The organism is Corynebacterium sp. MSK041, from assembly GCF_030232265.1.
In the GTDB taxonomy this organism is placed as follows: domain Bacteria; phylum Actinomycetota; class Actinomycetes; order Mycobacteriales; family Mycobacteriaceae; genus Corynebacterium.
Window position 1 is genome coordinate 56,477 of the sequence record NZ_JASPJK010000010.1, and the last position, 15,117, is coordinate 71,593.

Here is a 15,117-nt window from a genome sequence, read left to right on the forward strand (position 1 = left end):
ATGCACAAAGAGCAGGAGCCAACAGGCAACGAGGAGATGGCTGATCCGGTGGAACCCGATCAACCAGATACGTCAGGTGTGCCAGAAGGTTCGGACAAAGAAGAACCCGAATGGTGGGAGCAACCCGGTCTGCCGTGGAACTCTAAGCCGACGAAGTCGGACTACTGGTGCCTGGCCTGGTTTGGTTTCGTGGGCATCTTTGGCATGTCCATGATCCCGCTGCGCGCGTGGCTGCTCGGTTTGGATCCACCGATCTTGCTGGCGGTGACGGGCTCGCGCATTGGTGCGGCCTCCACGGGCGCGCTCGCCGCGGTGGGTGAAGCACCAGGCTGGTTGTGGTTTCTGCTCATTGGTTCGCTGGTGAACATCAAGTTTGACTGGGTGTACTGGTGGGCTGGCAAACTGTGGGGCCGCGGCATTTTGGAGGTGCAGGCGCAAAACTCCAAGCGCACGGAGAAGAATTTCAAGCGCGTGGAAGGCTGGTTCCACCGCCTCGGCTGGGTAGCCATTTTCCTGGCATACTTGCCCATCCCGTTGCCCATCGCGTTCGTTGTCTTTGTTTTGTGCGGTGCAACCGGTATGGATGTGAAGAAGTTCATGGTCCTCGACTTTGTGGCGAAGACCATGTGGTCCTTCCTCTACTTCGGCCTGGGCTGGTCGATCGGCGAGCCCGTCGTGTTCGTGCTTGAGCAGTACTCGAAGGTGGCCAACTGGATCGCCATCGGTCTTATCGTCGTGGTGTTCTTCGGTGTCTTCCGCGGGCAGTCCAAGACCACACGCAAAGCGTGATCTGATACCGCGAGCTAATCCACGCGCCGGGCGCCATCCTGCGCACTGGTCGCGTAGATCACCGGAGTGGGGTGGCCTTGGGCGGTGGTGTCAGCAGTGATAGCTGCGGCCACCGCATCAACATCCTCATCTCGGCATAGGGCGATGATGGACCCACCAAAACCACCACCGGTGATGCGGGCGCCCACTGCACCAGTGGACAGGGCAGTTTGAACCGCGGTTTCGAGGGCGTCCGGGACGATCTCAAAATCATCACGCAAAGAGGCGTGGCTTTCATTCATCAGCTGACCAAACTGAGGGATATCGCCAGCCTTGAGTGCCGCAATCGCACGGAGAGTGCGGGCGGTTTCCGTGTGTACGTGGCGCACACGGCGACGTACGACGTCTGCAGTGAGGTCAGTGGCACCGGATCCAGCTGAAGATGCCCATTCCACGGCGCGGTCCACCACATCGTCCTCACGGAACGTGCAGTCAAGGGCAGCAGCAACCTGGTCGATGAGACCGCGCCGGGAGCTGTACTCGCCCGTCACGTGGGAGTGTTCAACACGGCTGTCAGAGACAAGGAGCTGGTAGCCCTCCCAATTGCACGGAACCTGCTCGTGGGTGCCAGCCAGGAAATCGAGGGCCAGGGCAAAACCTTCACGGCCACGAACCACGGCGTTTTGGTCCAAGCCACCGGTGTTAGCACCCACGTAGTGGTTCTCAGCGCGCATGGTGGCGGCGATGATCTGATCATCAGTCGTCTCCGGCGCTAGTAGGTCACGCACGGCAACAGCAACAGCGCACTCCAAAGCAGCGGAGCTAGATAGACCAGAACCCAACGGCACATCGGAGATCACCGCGATGTCCAGGCCGGATGTGGCATCACCGATGAGGGCATGGACAGTGCCGGCGATGTAGCCACGCCAATCAGGCAAGCAGTCAGACTCCGAGCTGGCGGTAGAGAGTTCTGCCAGATCCACTTCGGCATCGAGGATCTCGCCGTTGGGGGAGTGGGAGACCATACGCACAATGCTGTCCTCCCGCGCGCGGGCAGCCACGGCGGTGGCCATGGTGGTGGCAAAGGGCAGGCACACACCGAAGGCATAGTCCACGTGATCACCGATGAGGTTCACCCGGCCAGGAGCAACCCACACTCCGGTGGCGGTGCCGCCAATGTGCTCAGTGAAGAATGCTCGCGCATCGGTGCTGAGACGGTCGGGGCTGCGGGTGGAAGAAACAATCACTGGTAGGCCTCCTTCAACGTGGTGGCGATGACCTCAGGGGTGGTGTCATTGATCCACGCGCCCATGCCGGATTCACTCCCAGCCAAGAACTTCATGCGGCCGGGGGAGCGCATGAGAGAGAACAGCTGGAGGTGGAAGCGCCCATCCTCCGGGGCATCCACCGGCGCTTGGTTCCATGCGGCGATGTACGGGGTGCGTTCAATGCCGGGGAAGAACTGATCCACAGCGATGAAGAGCTTGTCGCAGATCACCGCAAGATCATCACGTTCAGCAGTGGTCAGTTCAGCGAAATTCGGCACCGCACGCTTAGCCATCACCATGACTTCTAGTGGCCACTTCGCCGCGGCGGGAGTGAACACCACAAAGTGGTCCGTCTCCTCGATGATGCGGCGGGCGGAGGTGAGTTCGGCGGCCAAGAGCGCGTCGAAAAGCGATGTGCCATGCGCTGCGCGATGAGACTGTGCCTGGCGTGCAATCGCGGCCATGCGGGGTGGGACGAACGGGTAGGAATAAATCTGACCGTGCGGATGGTGCAAGGTCACGCCGATTTCCTCACCGCGGTTCTCAAACGGGAAGACGGCTTTGACCGGTTCGAGGGCGGAGAGTTCGGCGGTGCGGTGGGCCCAGACGTCGATAAGCGCGCGCTTGCGGGTAAGTGGCAGATCCTTGAATGAGCCATTCGCGTCCGGCGTGAAACACACAACCTCGCAGCGTGACCACGCAGGAGCGCGCTCGAAAAGCTCTTGGCTATCGACGAACGGGCTATACCCCTCCGGCACATCCAACCGCATGCTCAAGGACGGGAAGCGGTTTTCAAACACGACAACCTGGTAGTCATCCTCTGGGATCTCACTCGGCTTCTGGCCGGGGCGTGTGGGGGCCAACGGGTCCTCATTCGCGGGCGGGAGGAAGGTCCGGTTCTGTCGGTGCGCGGCATAAATCGCCCACTCACCGGTGAGCGGGTCACGCCGCATCCAGGACTCGGTGAGAACCTCCGGCAATCCGCGCTCATCGGTGGCGGTGCGGTCCGGTGTGCCGGGCTCATCAAAGTAGATGAGCTCACGGCCATCAGACAATGTCGTGCGCGTGATCTTCAACTCAGTCATCTACTCTGCTGCTTCCAATGTGTCGGGGTTGAAGGCGATTGGGCGCAACCGTGCCCACAGGAAGAACACCAGCGCAGTGACAGCAAGGGCGATGCCCACCCACAGATTGTCGCTGGATTCTTTAGGGATCTTCTCGTCCACATTGAATCCCGGGTCGAGTATGAAGGAGCAGATGATCAGCACGATCCCATAGAAACCCAGCAGCGCGCCAATGACGTTGCGGATATCAAACGTTGCGGTTTCTGCTTGTGAATTAGCCATAAGAATCACTTCCTTTAGAGGAACATCAAGTTCAGGCCGATGACAAGGACAAGAGCGATCACACCAAGCGGGATGGTGCGCTGGTACCACGGCAGGGCGGCCTCAGAAGCATCAACGAGCTGGTCCTTCGGGGTGACGCTGCGGACAAAGCCCACGAGCTCCTCATCCGGCTTCGGGGTGGTGAACAGGGATACGATGACGGACACGAGGATGTCCACTGTGAACGCCAGGGAGGCAGCGACGAATGCGGTGCCCTGGCCCGGCAGGCTAACCAGCGGGTCTTCGCCCAACGAGCAAGCCCAGAAGATGATGGCGGCAGCGGTACCTGCCACCAGGCCGGACCAACCGGCGTGCGGGGTCATTCGCTTCCAGAACATACCCAGGATGAAGGTGGCAAACAGCGGGGCGTTGAAGAAGCCGAACAGCGTTTGCAGGTAGTCCATGATGTTGCCAAAGTTTGCGGCGAGCAGCGCCGTAAAAACAGCGATCACGGTTGCGCCGACGGTGGCCAGGCGGCCAACGCGCAGGTAGTAATCATCGTCCTTGTCCTTGACCACGTAGGTCTGCCACAGGTCATAGCTGAACACGGTGTTGAAGGACGAAATATTCGCTGCCATACCGGCCATGAATGCAGCCAGCAGGCCAGCGATACCCACGCCGAGAAGACCATTGGGCAGCAAATCGCGCATGAGGTACAGCACCGCATCATTCGGATTGGCAGCACCCTCCATGATCGGGGTGACCAGGACGGACGCGACCATTCCCGGCACAACCACGATGAAGGGGATGAACATCTTGGGAAATGCGCCGATGATCGGAGTCTTGCGCGCCGAGGACAACGAATCAGACGCCATAGCGCGCTGAACTTCAACGAAGTTGGTGGTCCAGTAACCGAAGGACAGCACGAAGCCGAGGCCGAACACGATACCCACGACGGACCACACCGGGTTGTTGAATCCGGAGATGTCTTGGCCAGGCCAGGTGGAGAAGTGGCTCGGATCGTTGATAGCTTCCTTCAGTCCACTCCAGCCACCCACGTGGCGCAGACCAATGATGGTCAGTGGCAGCAGCGCGGCAACGATGACGAAGAACTGCAGCACCTCGTTGTAGATCGCTGCAGACAGACCACCCAGTGTGATGTAGGCCAGCACGATCACGGCGGCAACAACGAGCGTTGACCACAGCGGCCAACCCAGCAGTGCTTCCACCACCGTGGCCAGCAGGAACAGGTTCACGCCGGCGATGAGTAGCTGTGCGACCGCGAAGGAAATCGCATTAACCAAGTGTGCGGCCGGGCCGAAGCGTTTGAGCATGAATTCCGGGACGGAGCGGACTTTGGAGCCGTAGTAGAACGGCATCATCACAATGCCGAGGAAGATCATGGCGGGCACGGCGCCGATCCAGAAATAGTGCATGGTCTGCACGCCGTATTCCACACCATTGGCAGACATGCCGATGATCTCCACCGCGCCGAGGTTCGCCGAGATGAAGGCCAAACCGGTGATCCAGGCGGGTAGCCCGCGGCCGGAGAGGAAGAAATCAATCGACGAGGACACGCCGCGCTTCGCGGCCCATCCAATCCCCAGCACGAACGCGAAAAATACCGCGACGAGCATGTAGTCGACCCAGGAGGCGTCGAGCCTGAGGGCTGTATCCATGGCGGACACTCGCTTTCTGTTGAGTTACGGGTTCCGTATTTAGTTACTCGTTGTTCAATTATTAATCGCCCGCACGGTCCAGCTCACGCTTATACGCTCACCAGGTTCCAGCACGGTCAGGTCTTCGCCCGTGGCCAAGGCATTCGGAGGCGCGGTCATCGGTTCGACAGCCAACTCCCGCTGCGGGGAGGTGAAGATTTGGGTCCAGGGCATGTTTGCGTGCGCCTCTAGTTCCACCCCGCGCCCATCCCCATCCACCAGCCGGGCAACGTGTGGGTGTTCCACCGAATCAAACCCCGCGTCGTCGAGGTACACCCCGTTCATGTGCATCGGGCTGGCCGGCCACGGTTGGCGTGGGCCGGTGGGAATGTTGCGGGAGTCCACCGGTTGGCGCTCTTCGATGGTGTGGTGCAGCGTGCACTCATCGAGAGGTGCACCCTGGGGGTCTAAGTAGGTGTGCACACCCAAAGCGCATGGTGCGGGGCCGTGGTCACTGTCAGCCGGGGTGATGTTGCGCGCTGTCATCGTGCCGGTGATCCCGGTATCCGTCAGCGTGTACGTCACGGTGAGCTCAATCTGCCACGGCCAGCCAGGCTCCGGGCCCAGGACGGTGCGCAGCGTCGCGCTGTTGTCCGTGTGATCCACGATGTCGAAGATCCGCCCCCACGTGAACCCGTGGATGGCATGCCCACGTTCAGCTTCGGTGACCTCCAATTGGTGGGTCACGCCGTTGAAGGTGAACGTTGCATCCGCGACGCGGTTTGGCCACGGTGCCAGCACAATATTGGCTGCACCCGGTGGTCGGGGAGTGGGGTCGAAGCTCTTGAGTAAAGGGCGTTCGTCTACCTCCAAACGTCGAATAGCAGCACTTGAGGCCGTAATAATTGCGGTGACCTCGTGGTCCGCGTCCTGTCGAAGCGTGACTTCCGGAATTGTCTGGGCACCCATGCATCAATTATCCACGGGTGCACCCTCCTGCATGCAACCAGTATCAACCAATAGGATTAGTAATCGCGTTGTGTCTGGGTTTGTGTCCGTGACTATGTCCCAGGCACACTTTGACTTAATCGGACGCACCCCCTGCGTCCAGCAATTCCATGAAAACTGCAGTTTTAAAGAGGAGGGCTTGTCATGGTTGAGACCGTTGTCCACCTCGTCCGACACGGGGAAGTGCACAACCCGCAGAAATTGCTCTACGGGCGACTCCCTGATTTTCACTTGAGTTCCCGTGGCCGCTCCATGGCGGCACGTACCGCCGCGAGCTTTGAAGGCAAGGACGTGACCTACCTGGCAGCGTCCCCGCTGGAGCGCGTGCAGGAAACCGCGGCACCGATCGCAGAAGTGCTTGGGTTGGAGATTCAAACGAACCGGGACCTCATTGAGTCCGGCAATATCTTCGAGGGGCTGCGCACGAAGGGGCTTCGTAGCCAGCTGTTCAACCCGATCCGGTGGCGCCACATGGTCAACCCGTTGAAGCCCAGCTGGGGTGAGCCGTATACGGAGATTCTGGAGCGGATGCGACGCGCCGTGGATAAGGCTCGGGCTGAGGCTGAGGGCCATGAAGCAGTGCTCGTGTCCCATCAGCTGCCCATCGTGATGGTGCAGCGTTGGGCCCAAGGCAAGCCTTTGCCACATAGTCCGGCGACGCGAAAGTGTGACTTGGCCAGTGTGACCTCCTTGGTCTTTGAAGGGGACACCCTGAAGTCCTGGTCCTACGCTGAACCAGCGAAGGGGATTTAGATGCGTCGCTTTCATGCCATGGTTCTGTCAAGCGTGGCACTCCTCGGCGCGTTCGGGATGTCTGCCTGCGCTGTGCCTGGTTCGAGTGAGACTTTTGCCTTCCACTCACCCGGCGGCCAGGTAGAGATTTTCTACGACGAGGCGGATCGTGCTCCCTTGTCGGAATTTTCCGGCGAGTCTTTGATGGAGCCGGGCACGCAGATTTCCTTGTCGGACTTTGAAGGACAGATGGTGGTGCTCAACGCATGGGGCCAGTGGTGCGCGCCGTGCCGTGCGGAGGTGGATGACCTGCAGGAGGTGCAGGAACACTTGACTGGCCAGACTGTGGACGGCAAGCCCTCCGGCACGATCCTGGGCATCAACGTCCGTGACTACCAGCCGGAAATCTCCCGGGACTTTCTCACGGACAACGGGGTGACGTACCCGTCCATCTATGACCCGCCTTTCCGGACTGCCGCGGCCTTGGGTGGTATTCCCACCTCCGTCATTCCCACCACGATCATCCTGGACAAGCAGCACCGCCCCGCGGCAGTGTTCCTGCGTGAGGTAACCGCGTCCGAGATCATTGAGGTCACGGACCGCCTGGCGGGTGAGAACTAAATGGGTCATACGTTTGCGGACCTAGTTTCTAACGGCCCGCTTTTCGCGGGTTTCTTCGCAGCAGCCGTGGCCGGTCTCGTGTCCTTTGCGTCCCCCTGCGTGATCCCACTGGTGCCGGGGTACCTGTCGTACCTCACCGGCATTGTCGGTGGGGAAGTGAAGATGAAAGACGGGGAAATAACCGTGGGCAAACGCCGCCAGGGAGCGGTGGTTGTTGCAGCGGCGCTGTTCATTGCGGGCTTTACCGCGGTGTTCCTGCTGGCCACGGTGACAGTCTTCGGTGCTATCAGTGTTATTGCGTTGAATTCTGACACCTTGATGCGCATCGGTGGTGTGGTGACCATCATCATGGGCCTGGTGTTCATGGGGAGTGTGCCGATTCTGCAGAAAGACACCCGCATGCAGCCTAAGAAGTGGGCCACGTGGTTGGGTGCGCCGCTGCTCGGCGGTGTGTTCGCGCTCGGTTGGACACCGTGCGTGGGCCCCACTCTCGGCGCGGTGATTTCAGTCTCCGTGGGCACCGAAGGCATGACCGCTGCTCGTGGCATCGTGCTGGTGATTGCTTATTGCCTTGGCCTGGGCATTCCCTTCCTGCTCCTGGCACTGGGCTCCGCCAAGATGGTGGAGGCCGTGGGCTTTTTGCGTAAGCATTCGCGTACCATCCAAATCATCGGCGGTGTTGCCATGGTGCTGGTTGGTTTGTTGCTGCTCACCGGGGCCTGGAATGTGTTCATCTCCTGGACCCGCCAGCTGGTTTTCGGTTACGGCGCCACCGTGCTCTAGAACTACTGAATAGTCGATAGATTCTTATGCTCTCTCCCGCGAAACCCTCCGCGAACTCTTCCGCAAGGTCTGCCATGACATTGTGGGCTAAGCGCACCTGGCACTGGTTGACCAGCATGCGCACGGCGCTGGTGTTGTTGTTCCTGCTGTCCGTCGTTGCGGTGCCGGGTGCGCTGTTGCCTCAGCGGGAAGTAAACGCCAGCAAGGTGGATGAGTACATCGCGGCGAACCCGACGATGGGCAAGATCTATGACGCATTGAGTTTGTTCGATGTGTTCGCCTCCCCCTTCTTTGTGGCGCTGCTGACTTTGCTGATCATCTCCTTGATCGGCTGCATCATTCCGCGTTCTATCGACCATTACCGCGCGTACAAGGCGAAGCCGACGCGCGCGCCGAAGTACCTGCACCGCATGCCATTCCATGCTGATGGTGATGTGGATGTGCCGCTCGAAGAGGCAGTGCAGCACGCCAAAGCCCAGTTCAAGCGCTGGCGGGTGGCGGAGTACACCGCTAAGGAAGATCGCGCGGGTGCTGTGTCCATCTCCGCGGAGCGCGGTTATTCGCGTGAGCTGGCCAACCTCATCTTCCACGTGGCCATCGTGGCCATCATCGCGGTCTTCGCGTTCGGCCGGATGGTGTTCTACGAAGGCCAGGTCATCGTGGTAACCAATTCAGAATCAGAGTTCGCGGTGCCCGTGGAGCAGTCGCGCGAATTCTGCAATACGTCCCCCGCCAACTTTGATACCTTCCGCGCCGGCCCGCTTTTCGACGGCACCGGGCTCACCCCCTTCTGCTTCGTCTCCCACGACTTCACCGCGGATTACCTGCCCAATGGCCAGGCAGACACGTTCTCCTCCACGGTCTCCTATGCGGAAGGGGAGGCGATGGCTTCCACTCCGCCGAAGAACCCGGGGGAGAACCAGCGCGGTTGGGAGGACTACACCCTGCGGGTAAACCACCCGCTGCGTGTGGGTGGGGACCGCGTGTATCTGCAGGGCCACGGTTTTGCCCCGCAGATCACCGTGACGTGGCCTAACGGTGAAACACGCACCCAGATGATTCAGTTCCGCCCCACGGATCTGACCTTCTTCCTGTCCACCGGCGTCATGCGCTTTGACCCGCCGGCGGGCATGTACCCGGATTTGATGGAGCGCCGCCAAAACCAGATTGCCATTGAGGGCGTCTTCGCCCCCACCGCCGCGTGGACGGGCCCGAACGGGGACATGCTCCAGTCGGCTTTCCCATCCATGAATGATCCGGCGGTCTCCCTCGACTTGTACATCGGTGATGCCGGCCTGGACACCGGCCGCCCGCAGAATCTCTTCGAGCTCGACCAATCCCTCATCGCCTCCGGTGAACTGGAGCGGGTGGAACGAGTGATGCTTAGTGCTGGTGAGGAGGTCACCATTCCCGCAGGGGATAACCCCGAAGGAGGGGAGATCACCGTGCGTTTCGACGGCGCCGCTGAATACGCCAACTACCAAATCTCCCGCGACCCCACCCAGGGCTGGGCACTCGTTGTCACCACCCTGTTGCTGGGTTCCCTCGTTGGTTCTTTGCTGATCAAACGTCGCCGCGTGTGGGTCCGTTTCACCCCTTCCGCTGCTGGCGGAACGCACATTGAACTCGCAGGACTCGCCCGAACGGATCGCGCCGGGTGGGGCAGTGAGTTTGATGAGGTGGTGGAGGCGGTGCTCCGGGGCGTCGATAAGCAAGAGCTCGATGGCGCCCCACACGAGGCTGAGCTTGACGACGACTCTGATGCCGAAGAGTGGCACTGACGTGCAGTGATATGCCCCACAGCCTTGGTGCGTTGAGGGCGCGTGGAGTAGGGTTATTCGCATGTTGGTCAACTCCACCCTCGCCGACGTTTCCGATTTGTCGCTGCGTACGGCATTCGCTGTTTATATTGTTTGCCTGATTCTTTCCTGCATTCACTACATGCGCGCGCAGGCCGTCATCGACCTCAAGCGTGAGCGTGCTGCGGTGGAGGAGAAAGAACTCGTCGCTGTCGGTGGCGGTGCTGGGGTGGAGAAGCCACGTTCGTCTGAACTAGGCAGCATCACCGTTACTGACGAGGACATTGATGCCGCTCGCCTGCGCGCCCGCAAGATGGCTGGCAGCACCCAGTACCTGACGTGGGTGGGCATCATCTTCCACGTGGTCGCTGTGGTCACGCGTGGCATGTCCGTGAGCCGTTTCCCCATGGGCAACATGTACGAGTTTGTGATCACCTCGACCGCTGTGACCATGGTGGCCGCCGCCGTGATCATCCAACGTCGTGGCTGGCACACCACCTGGCCGTGGCTGCTCGCACCGAACATCGTGCTGCTCTTCCTAGCCGCCACCGTGCTGTATGCCCAGGCTGCTCCGCTCGTGCCTGCACTGCAGAGCTTCTGGTACCCCTTCCACGTGTCCACCGTGTCCGTGGGTGCTTCCATCGGCCTGATCTCCGGCATGTTCTCCCTGCTGTACCTGCTGCGCATCTGGCAGCCGCGCGGGGAGGAGAAGGGCTTCTTCGGCGCGATTGCGAAGCCTCTGCCCAGCGCTAAGAAGCTGGATTCTTACGCCTACCGCACCGCGATTATCACCCTGCCTGTCTTCGGTATTGGCATCATGCTCGGCGCGATCTGGGGTGAGGTCGCATGGGGTCGCTTCTGGGGTTGGGACCCGAAGGAAACCGTCGCCCTGATCACCTGGATCCTCTACGCCGCGTACCTCCACGCCCGCGCTACCGCCGGCTGGAAGAACGCCAAGGCGGCGTGGATCAACGTGGCTGCTTTTGCAACAAGTATCTTCAACTTGTTCTTCATCAACCTCGTTGCATCTGGCCTTCACTCCTACGCGGGGCTCAATTAGCCTGTAAAAATCCTCAGGGGCGGGTATCTTGTAATAACAAGTTAGGTTTTCGGATGGTTAGTCCGCTGAAACCCTGTTAGAACTCTGTTATGCCCTGCCCATGAAGGAGCCCTCGCGTGCCTAATCCCCGCAATAAACAAGGCAAGCCCGCCAGCGACATCCCCGTCTTGATTGAACTCGGCGCCGCCCTTGCCCAGTACCGGCGTGAGGCTGGTCGCCTACAGCAGGAAGTCGCTGATGCCGCAGGCGTCTCGCGCTCAACGCTGCACACCATCGAACGTGGCGGTGCCGGGGTGCGCTGGGAGAAGGTCGTTGCCGTCGCCCAGGCCCTGGGGCTTGAGCCGCAATGGACAGAAAAGAAATAGTTGCGGGGGATAGTTGTGATCGACTTTGGAAAGTCGGTCGCATGTCCAGCGAGTTTAATGAATTCCTGCAGCAGATCAGGATCTGTGTAGCGCTGGCCCTCTAGTCGTCTTGTTCCTTTTCTCGCTGCTGCTCGCGGCGCAGCCGGCGTTCCTCTTCCTCCCGGACGCGGCGCTCGGCTTCTTCCTTTGCGCGGCGTTCTTTGAACCGGTTCTTCTCAATGTTCCACAGGAACTCTTCATCATCGTCCGGCCCTTTAATGGCGGGCGGCTGCTGCACATTCTTGGTCCGCAGCGGGCCGTAGCGTTCAGAACTGCCTGGGCCGAAAGCGCGCCATAGCAGCCAGACGGCCAGAACGATCAGAAGCAAAAGAATTAACCGACCCATGCCTTCCAACATACTGGCTTGAACTGGTTCGCCACACAACGCCAGGGACGGCTAAGGTCAATGGCTGTGACAGACCCAAAGACGAACCAGACCACAGACTCCGCGCCAACCGTTGACCCGGAGGCCCGCTCGCGCGCTAACCGCGCCGCGTTGAAGTACGGGGCGCTGCGGTTCGGCCTTTTCGTTCTGCTTGCCGTGGTCATTCAGATCGTGGCTGTGGTGATTGATGCGCCGGTGCCCATTGTCATGTCGGCGCTGCTGGCCCTGATCGTGGCGTTCCCGCTGTCCATGCTGGTGTTTACCAAACAACGCGTTGAAGCCACCGAGGCGATGGCGGTGTGGAATAGCCAGCGCAAGGCCCGTAAGCAGTGGGTGAGTGATGAGCTGGCGGGGCGTTAACGCCCGTCTCAGATTCCTTTGCCAAACAGCAACGCGATGACCACCATCGCGGGCAGCGACAAGAACGTGGTGATGAACACGGTGTCTCGCGCCACGGTCTCACCGGCGCGGAAGTTCGCGGTGTAGTTGTACACGTTTTGGGCGGTGGGCAGAGCCGACAGAATGACCGCGGCGTAGAGTGCTGAACCTTCAATGCCAGCCGCCACGCCAACAGCCCAGGCGACAGCGGGCATCACCGCGAGTTTCAAGAACGACGCGGTGATCGTCGCTGGCCGATCCGGCCCCGGTGACAGCACCGCGCCGCCGCGGAGGCTGGCGCCGAAGCTCATGAGGATCATGGGGATGGAAGCACCCGCCAGAATTTCCAGTGGCGCCATCACTGGGTCCGGAATTGTCCACTCCATTGACGCGAACACCAAGCCAAGGAGCGGTGCCACAACAACGGGAGCAGTCAGCCCTGATTTCACGGCTTCCCACGCATTCCGCCCACGGGACCCCGGTGCGGTGGGGTCCGCGCTTAAGCCAGCGATGACGATGGGGGAGACAATCACCATCTGCATGAGCAGCACCGGCGGCATGTAGGCGGCATCACCGATGACGTAAATGGCAATGGGCAACCCGATATTCACCGAGTTGAAGTAACTAGCGGACGCAGCGCCAGCCATCCGCGTTGGCACATCTGCCTGGAAGAACAGCCGGGAGATTACCCAGAACACCGCCATGGTGATCGCGGTGGCAATGAACACCACGACCACGACGGGGGAGATAAACGTCGCCGCATCAGAGGTTGCCACCGTGGTGAACAGCAGTGCCGGGGAGGCAACCCAGTACGCGACGCGGTTGAACATGAGGCGCTGATCCCCAGCGCCAATGACTCCTCTTTGCGCGAGCACATAACCAGCGCCGATCACCACGAAGATGATGGCGAAGCCGGTTAAGACATCAACCACGTAAAAGCGCCTCCTTGGGAAACGTCGAAAAGCTTGCTTTGGCTACCGGTCGATGTAGACGGTCCACCCAAAGTCCTGGTATCCATCCACGGTGTAAGGGACTGTTTCACCCACCCACCACATGGGGGAGGCAGCGGTGAGTGCGACCGCAGTGACCAGGGACCACACCAGCATGGCGCGCCCATTGCGCCCCAGAACGGGGATGAGATCCGGGCCTTGCGCGCCACGTTGAACCACCATGATCGAGCTGATCGCCCACGGCAGCGCCACGAGAGCGAGCAACGTCGTGAGAAGGGTTGTGGCCAAAATAAGCGTAACGACGAAGGGGACCAGGGTCAGCACACTAAACAGGATGCGGGCGCGCTTATCCCCGAGCTTTACAGCGAGGGTGACCTTCCCAGCTTCCTTATCCGTGGGGATGTCTCGGATGTTGTTGGCCAGGTTGATTGCCGCGGAGATCGCACCCACCGCCACGGCACACGCCACGCCCACCCACGTCACGGTGAGTGACTGCGTGAACTGGGTGCCCAGCACCGCCACGAGGCCGAAGAAGATGAATACGGCGACCTCGCCCAAACCCCGATAGCCGTACGGGTTCTTCCCACCGGTATAAAACCACGCGGCAAGAATGCACACCGCGCCAACGAGGATGAGCCACGGTTCAGAGATCAGCGCTAGCACCAGGCCAGCAAGGCCGGCAATACCAAAAGAGATGAACGCAGCCCGCTTCACGTTCTCCGGGCGGGTTTTCCCGGAAGCGGTCAGGCGCGCGGGGCCCGAACGGTCATCATCGGTCCCGCGCACGCCGTCGGAATAGTCATTGGCGTAGTTCACACCAATGATGAGCCCCATGGACACGATGAGCGCCAAGAAGGCTAGGGGGAGGCTCCACCAGAACTCATAAGCCGCTGCACCAGTACCCACGACAACGGGGGCTACCGCGTTGAACCACGTGTGCGGGCGTGCCGCCTGCCACCAGTCACGGAAAGTAGCTGATCCACTATCTTCTGGCATGTCAGCAGGGTCGGAGGAAGGGCTAAGGGGCGCGGAATCCATGTTGTCCATCATGCACTCAAAGTGGGCGCGGAGGGAAGCTGGGATAAAGTAGCGCTTCATGTGGATCGACTATGCCGTCCGCCAGGTGCTCCACACGGCGGGCACTTTCGCGCGCCAACCGGGTTTGTTGTTGGCAACAAAGGCGCACGCATTGTCGTTCCCCGACGCATCCACGGCAAGGGAGGGGGACACCGTCATTTCCCTGACCACCTACGGCAAACGCCTGTCCACCGCGGTGTACGCCATCGCGTCGCTCCTCGTGGGGACGGTGCGCCTGCCGGTGATCTTGTGGCTCGATGCGGAGGACTTCAATGGCCCGTGGCCACCGAGGTTGAAGCGCCTGGTTCAACGCGGCCTCGATGTGCGGTGCTCTGACGGCAAGTACGGCCCGCACACTAAGTACTACGGCACCTTCCAAGAGTTCGCTGGCAAGGGCGTGCGCGTGATCACGGTGGATGATGACATGATGTATCCGCGGTGGTTCGTGGAAAAGCTACTGAATGCGGCGGACGCATCCCCGCGCAACGTTGTTGCCTACCGTGCGCACACGATCACGATGAACGAGGCCGCCCTCGCTCCGTACCGCCTCTGGACCGCCACCTTCACCACAGACCCCTCCTTCCGCCACTTCGCCACCGGCGTGTCCGGAGTGATCTACCCAGCGTCGATGGTGGAATTCGTCGCTGCTCGCGGCAAGGAATTTCAAGGAAAAGCACCGCTTGCGGACGACGTCTGGCTCAACCACTGCGCCCTCCGCTCCGGCCACCGCGTCCGGCAGGTGTTCCCCCACCCGCGAGAGTTCTCCATCATCCCAATGTCCCAGCGCCAAGCCCTAGTGCGCAGCAACCAGTGGGGTGGGGGCAATGACGTTCAACTCGAAGCCACGTACATCGATGAGGACATCGCTGTGCTTCTCAACGAACCCACGGACGAGGACTAG

The 15,117-nt window shown here is 60.7% G+C and carries 17 protein-coding genes; 9 read left to right on the forward strand and 8 right to left on the reverse strand.

Translation table 11 applies throughout. From position 1 onward, the window contains the following. Nucleotides 1-789: a DedA family protein gene (locus QP968_RS08575; protein WP_284855990.1), complete on the forward strand. Its 789-nt coding sequence runs from the start codon at nt 1-3 to the stop codon at nt 787-789. Nucleotides 790-803: 14 nt separating this feature from the next. Here QP968_RS08575 and galK read toward each other — a convergent pair whose 3' ends face one another. Genes galK through QP968_RS08600 form a run of 5 tightly spaced genes read right to left on the reverse strand, consistent with a single transcriptional unit; the run spans nt 804 to nt 5,988 of the window. After that, nucleotides 804-2,015, reverse strand: a complete 1,212-nt coding sequence (gene galK / locus QP968_RS08580) for a galactokinase (protein WP_284855991.1) — start codon at nt 2,013-2,015, stop codon at nt 804-806. After that, complete coding sequence (gene galT, locus QP968_RS08585; RefSeq protein ID WP_284855992.1) at nt 2,012-3,121, reverse strand: galactose-1-phosphate uridylyltransferase; 1,110 nt, start codon at nt 3,119-3,121, stop codon at nt 2,012-2,014. Before galT ends, galK begins: the two co-directional genes overlap by 4 nt. Continuing rightward, a complete protein-coding gene (locus QP968_RS08590; RefSeq protein ID WP_284855993.1) occupies nt 3,122-3,382 on the reverse strand; it encodes a hypothetical protein in 261 nt (86 codons plus the stop codon). Nucleotides 3,383-3,396: 14 nt separating this feature from the next. Beyond that, on the reverse strand, nt 3,397-5,040 hold the full coding sequence (locus QP968_RS08595) for a sodium:solute symporter family protein (protein WP_284855994.1): 1,644 nt from the start codon (nt 5,038-5,040) through the stop codon (nt 3,397-3,399). Nucleotides 5,041-5,094: 54 nt separating this feature from the next. Next, nucleotides 5,095-5,988: an aldose 1-epimerase family protein gene (locus QP968_RS08600; RefSeq protein ID WP_284855995.1), complete on the reverse strand. Its 894-nt coding sequence runs from the start codon at nt 5,986-5,988 to the stop codon at nt 5,095-5,097. Between the two features lie 183 nt (nt 5,989-6,171). Here QP968_RS08600 and QP968_RS08605 point away from each other — a divergent pair, with 183 nt between their 5' ends. From QP968_RS08605 to QP968_RS08630, 6 genes are all read left to right on the forward strand, one after another. Beyond that, nucleotides 6,172-6,780 (forward strand): histidine phosphatase family protein, encoded by a 609-nt coding sequence (locus QP968_RS08605; protein ID WP_284855996.1) that lies wholly within the window; start codon nt 6,172-6,174, stop codon nt 6,778-6,780. After that, nucleotides 6,781-7,380, forward strand: a complete 600-nt coding sequence (locus QP968_RS08610; RefSeq protein WP_502870039.1) for a TlpA disulfide reductase family protein — start codon at nt 6,781-6,783, stop codon at nt 7,378-7,380. Continuing rightward, the gene (locus tag QP968_RS08615) at nt 7,381-8,163 is read left to right on the forward strand and encodes a cytochrome c biogenesis CcdA family protein (protein WP_284855997.1); all 783 of its coding nucleotides are present in this window, start codon (nt 7,381-7,383) and stop codon (nt 8,161-8,163) included. Between the two features lie 74 nt (nt 8,164-8,237). Next, nucleotides 8,238-9,944, forward strand: a complete 1,707-nt coding sequence (locus QP968_RS08620) for a cytochrome c biogenesis protein ResB (protein WP_284855998.1) — start codon at nt 8,238-8,240, stop codon at nt 9,942-9,944. 61 nt (nt 9,945-10,005) lie between these two features. Further along, nucleotides 10,006-11,022, forward strand: coding sequence for a c-type cytochrome biogenesis protein CcsB (gene ccsB / locus QP968_RS08625; protein WP_284855999.1), 1,017 nt, complete (start codon nt 10,006-10,008; stop codon nt 11,020-11,022). A 116-nt stretch (nt 11,023-11,138) separates the two neighbouring features. After that, nucleotides 11,139-11,387, forward strand: coding sequence for a helix-turn-helix domain-containing protein (locus QP968_RS08630; protein ID WP_284856000.1), 249 nt, complete (start codon nt 11,139-11,141; stop codon nt 11,385-11,387). A gap of 100 nt (nt 11,388-11,487) precedes the next feature. On the opposite strand, the gene QP968_RS08635 is transcribed toward QP968_RS08630, so the two are convergent. Further along, a complete protein-coding gene (locus QP968_RS08635; protein WP_284856001.1) occupies nt 11,488-11,772 on the reverse strand; it encodes a hypothetical protein in 285 nt (94 codons plus the stop codon). Between the two features lie 60 nt (nt 11,773-11,832). On the opposite strand from QP968_RS08635, the gene QP968_RS08640 reads away from it, so the two are divergent. Further along, nucleotides 11,833-12,171 (forward strand): DUF4229 domain-containing protein, encoded by a 339-nt coding sequence (locus QP968_RS08640; RefSeq protein ID WP_284856002.1) that lies wholly within the window; start codon nt 11,833-11,835, stop codon nt 12,169-12,171. Between the two features lie 8 nt (nt 12,172-12,179). Here the strand turns inward: QP968_RS08640 and QP968_RS08645 are convergent, their stop codons facing one another. Together QP968_RS08645 and QP968_RS08650 are read right to left on the reverse strand one after the other, a co-directional pair. Further along, complete coding sequence (locus QP968_RS08645) at nt 12,180-13,121, reverse strand: AEC family transporter (RefSeq protein ID WP_284856003.1); 942 nt, start codon at nt 13,119-13,121, stop codon at nt 12,180-12,182. Nucleotides 13,122-13,163: 42 nt separating this feature from the next. Further along, the gene (locus QP968_RS08650; protein WP_284856019.1) at nt 13,164-14,135 is read right to left on the reverse strand and encodes a 1,4-dihydroxy-2-naphthoate polyprenyltransferase; all 972 of its coding nucleotides are present in this window, start codon (nt 14,133-14,135) and stop codon (nt 13,164-13,166) included. Between the two features lie 100 nt (nt 14,136-14,235). Between QP968_RS08650 and QP968_RS08655 the strand changes: the two genes are divergently transcribed. After that, complete coding sequence (locus QP968_RS08655) at nt 14,236-15,117, forward strand: glycosyltransferase (RefSeq protein WP_284856004.1); 882 nt, start codon at nt 14,236-14,238, stop codon at nt 15,115-15,117.

Coding starts and splice junctions, on each gene's coding strand:
- QP968_RS08575 (WP_284855990.1), top strand. CDS start 1: ATGCACAAAGAGCAGGAGCCAACAGGCAACGAGGAGATGGCTGATCCG.
- galT (WP_284855992.1), bottom strand. CDS start 3,121: ATGACTGAGTTGAAGATCACGCGCACGACATTGTCTGATGGCCGTGAG.
- QP968_RS08590 (WP_284855993.1), bottom strand. CDS start 3,382: ATGGCTAATTCACAAGCAGAAACCGCAACGTTTGATATCCGCAACGTC.
- QP968_RS08595 (WP_284855994.1), bottom strand. CDS start 5,040: ATGGATACAGCCCTCAGGCTCGACGCCTCCTGGGTCGACTACATGCTC.
- QP968_RS08600 (WP_284855995.1), bottom strand. CDS start 5,988: ATGGGTGCCCAGACAATTCCGGAAGTCACGCTTCGACAGGACGCGGAC.
- QP968_RS08605 (WP_284855996.1), top strand. CDS start 6,172: ATGGTTGAGACCGTTGTCCACCTCGTCCGACACGGGGAAGTGCACAAC.
- QP968_RS08610 (WP_502870039.1), top strand. CDS start 6,781: ATGCGTCGCTTTCATGCCATGGTTCTGTCAAGCGTGGCACTCCTCGGC.
- QP968_RS08615 (WP_284855997.1), top strand. CDS start 7,381: ATGGGTCATACGTTTGCGGACCTAGTTTCTAACGGCCCGCTTTTCGCG.
- QP968_RS08620 (WP_284855998.1), top strand. CDS start 8,238: ATGACATTGTGGGCTAAGCGCACCTGGCACTGGTTGACCAGCATGCGC.
- ccsB (WP_284855999.1), top strand. CDS start 10,006: ATGTTGGTCAACTCCACCCTCGCCGACGTTTCCGATTTGTCGCTGCGT.
- QP968_RS08635 (WP_284856001.1), bottom strand. CDS start 11,772: ATGGGTCGGTTAATTCTTTTGCTTCTGATCGTTCTGGCCGTCTGGCTG.
- QP968_RS08640 (WP_284856002.1), top strand. CDS start 11,833: ATGGCTGTGACAGACCCAAAGACGAACCAGACCACAGACTCCGCGCCA.
- QP968_RS08650 (WP_284856019.1), bottom strand. CDS start 14,135: ATGCCAGAAGATAGTGGATCAGCTACTTTCCGTGACTGGTGGCAGGCG.
- QP968_RS08655 (WP_284856004.1), top strand. CDS start 14,236: ATGTGGATCGACTATGCCGTCCGCCAGGTGCTCCACACGGCGGGCACT.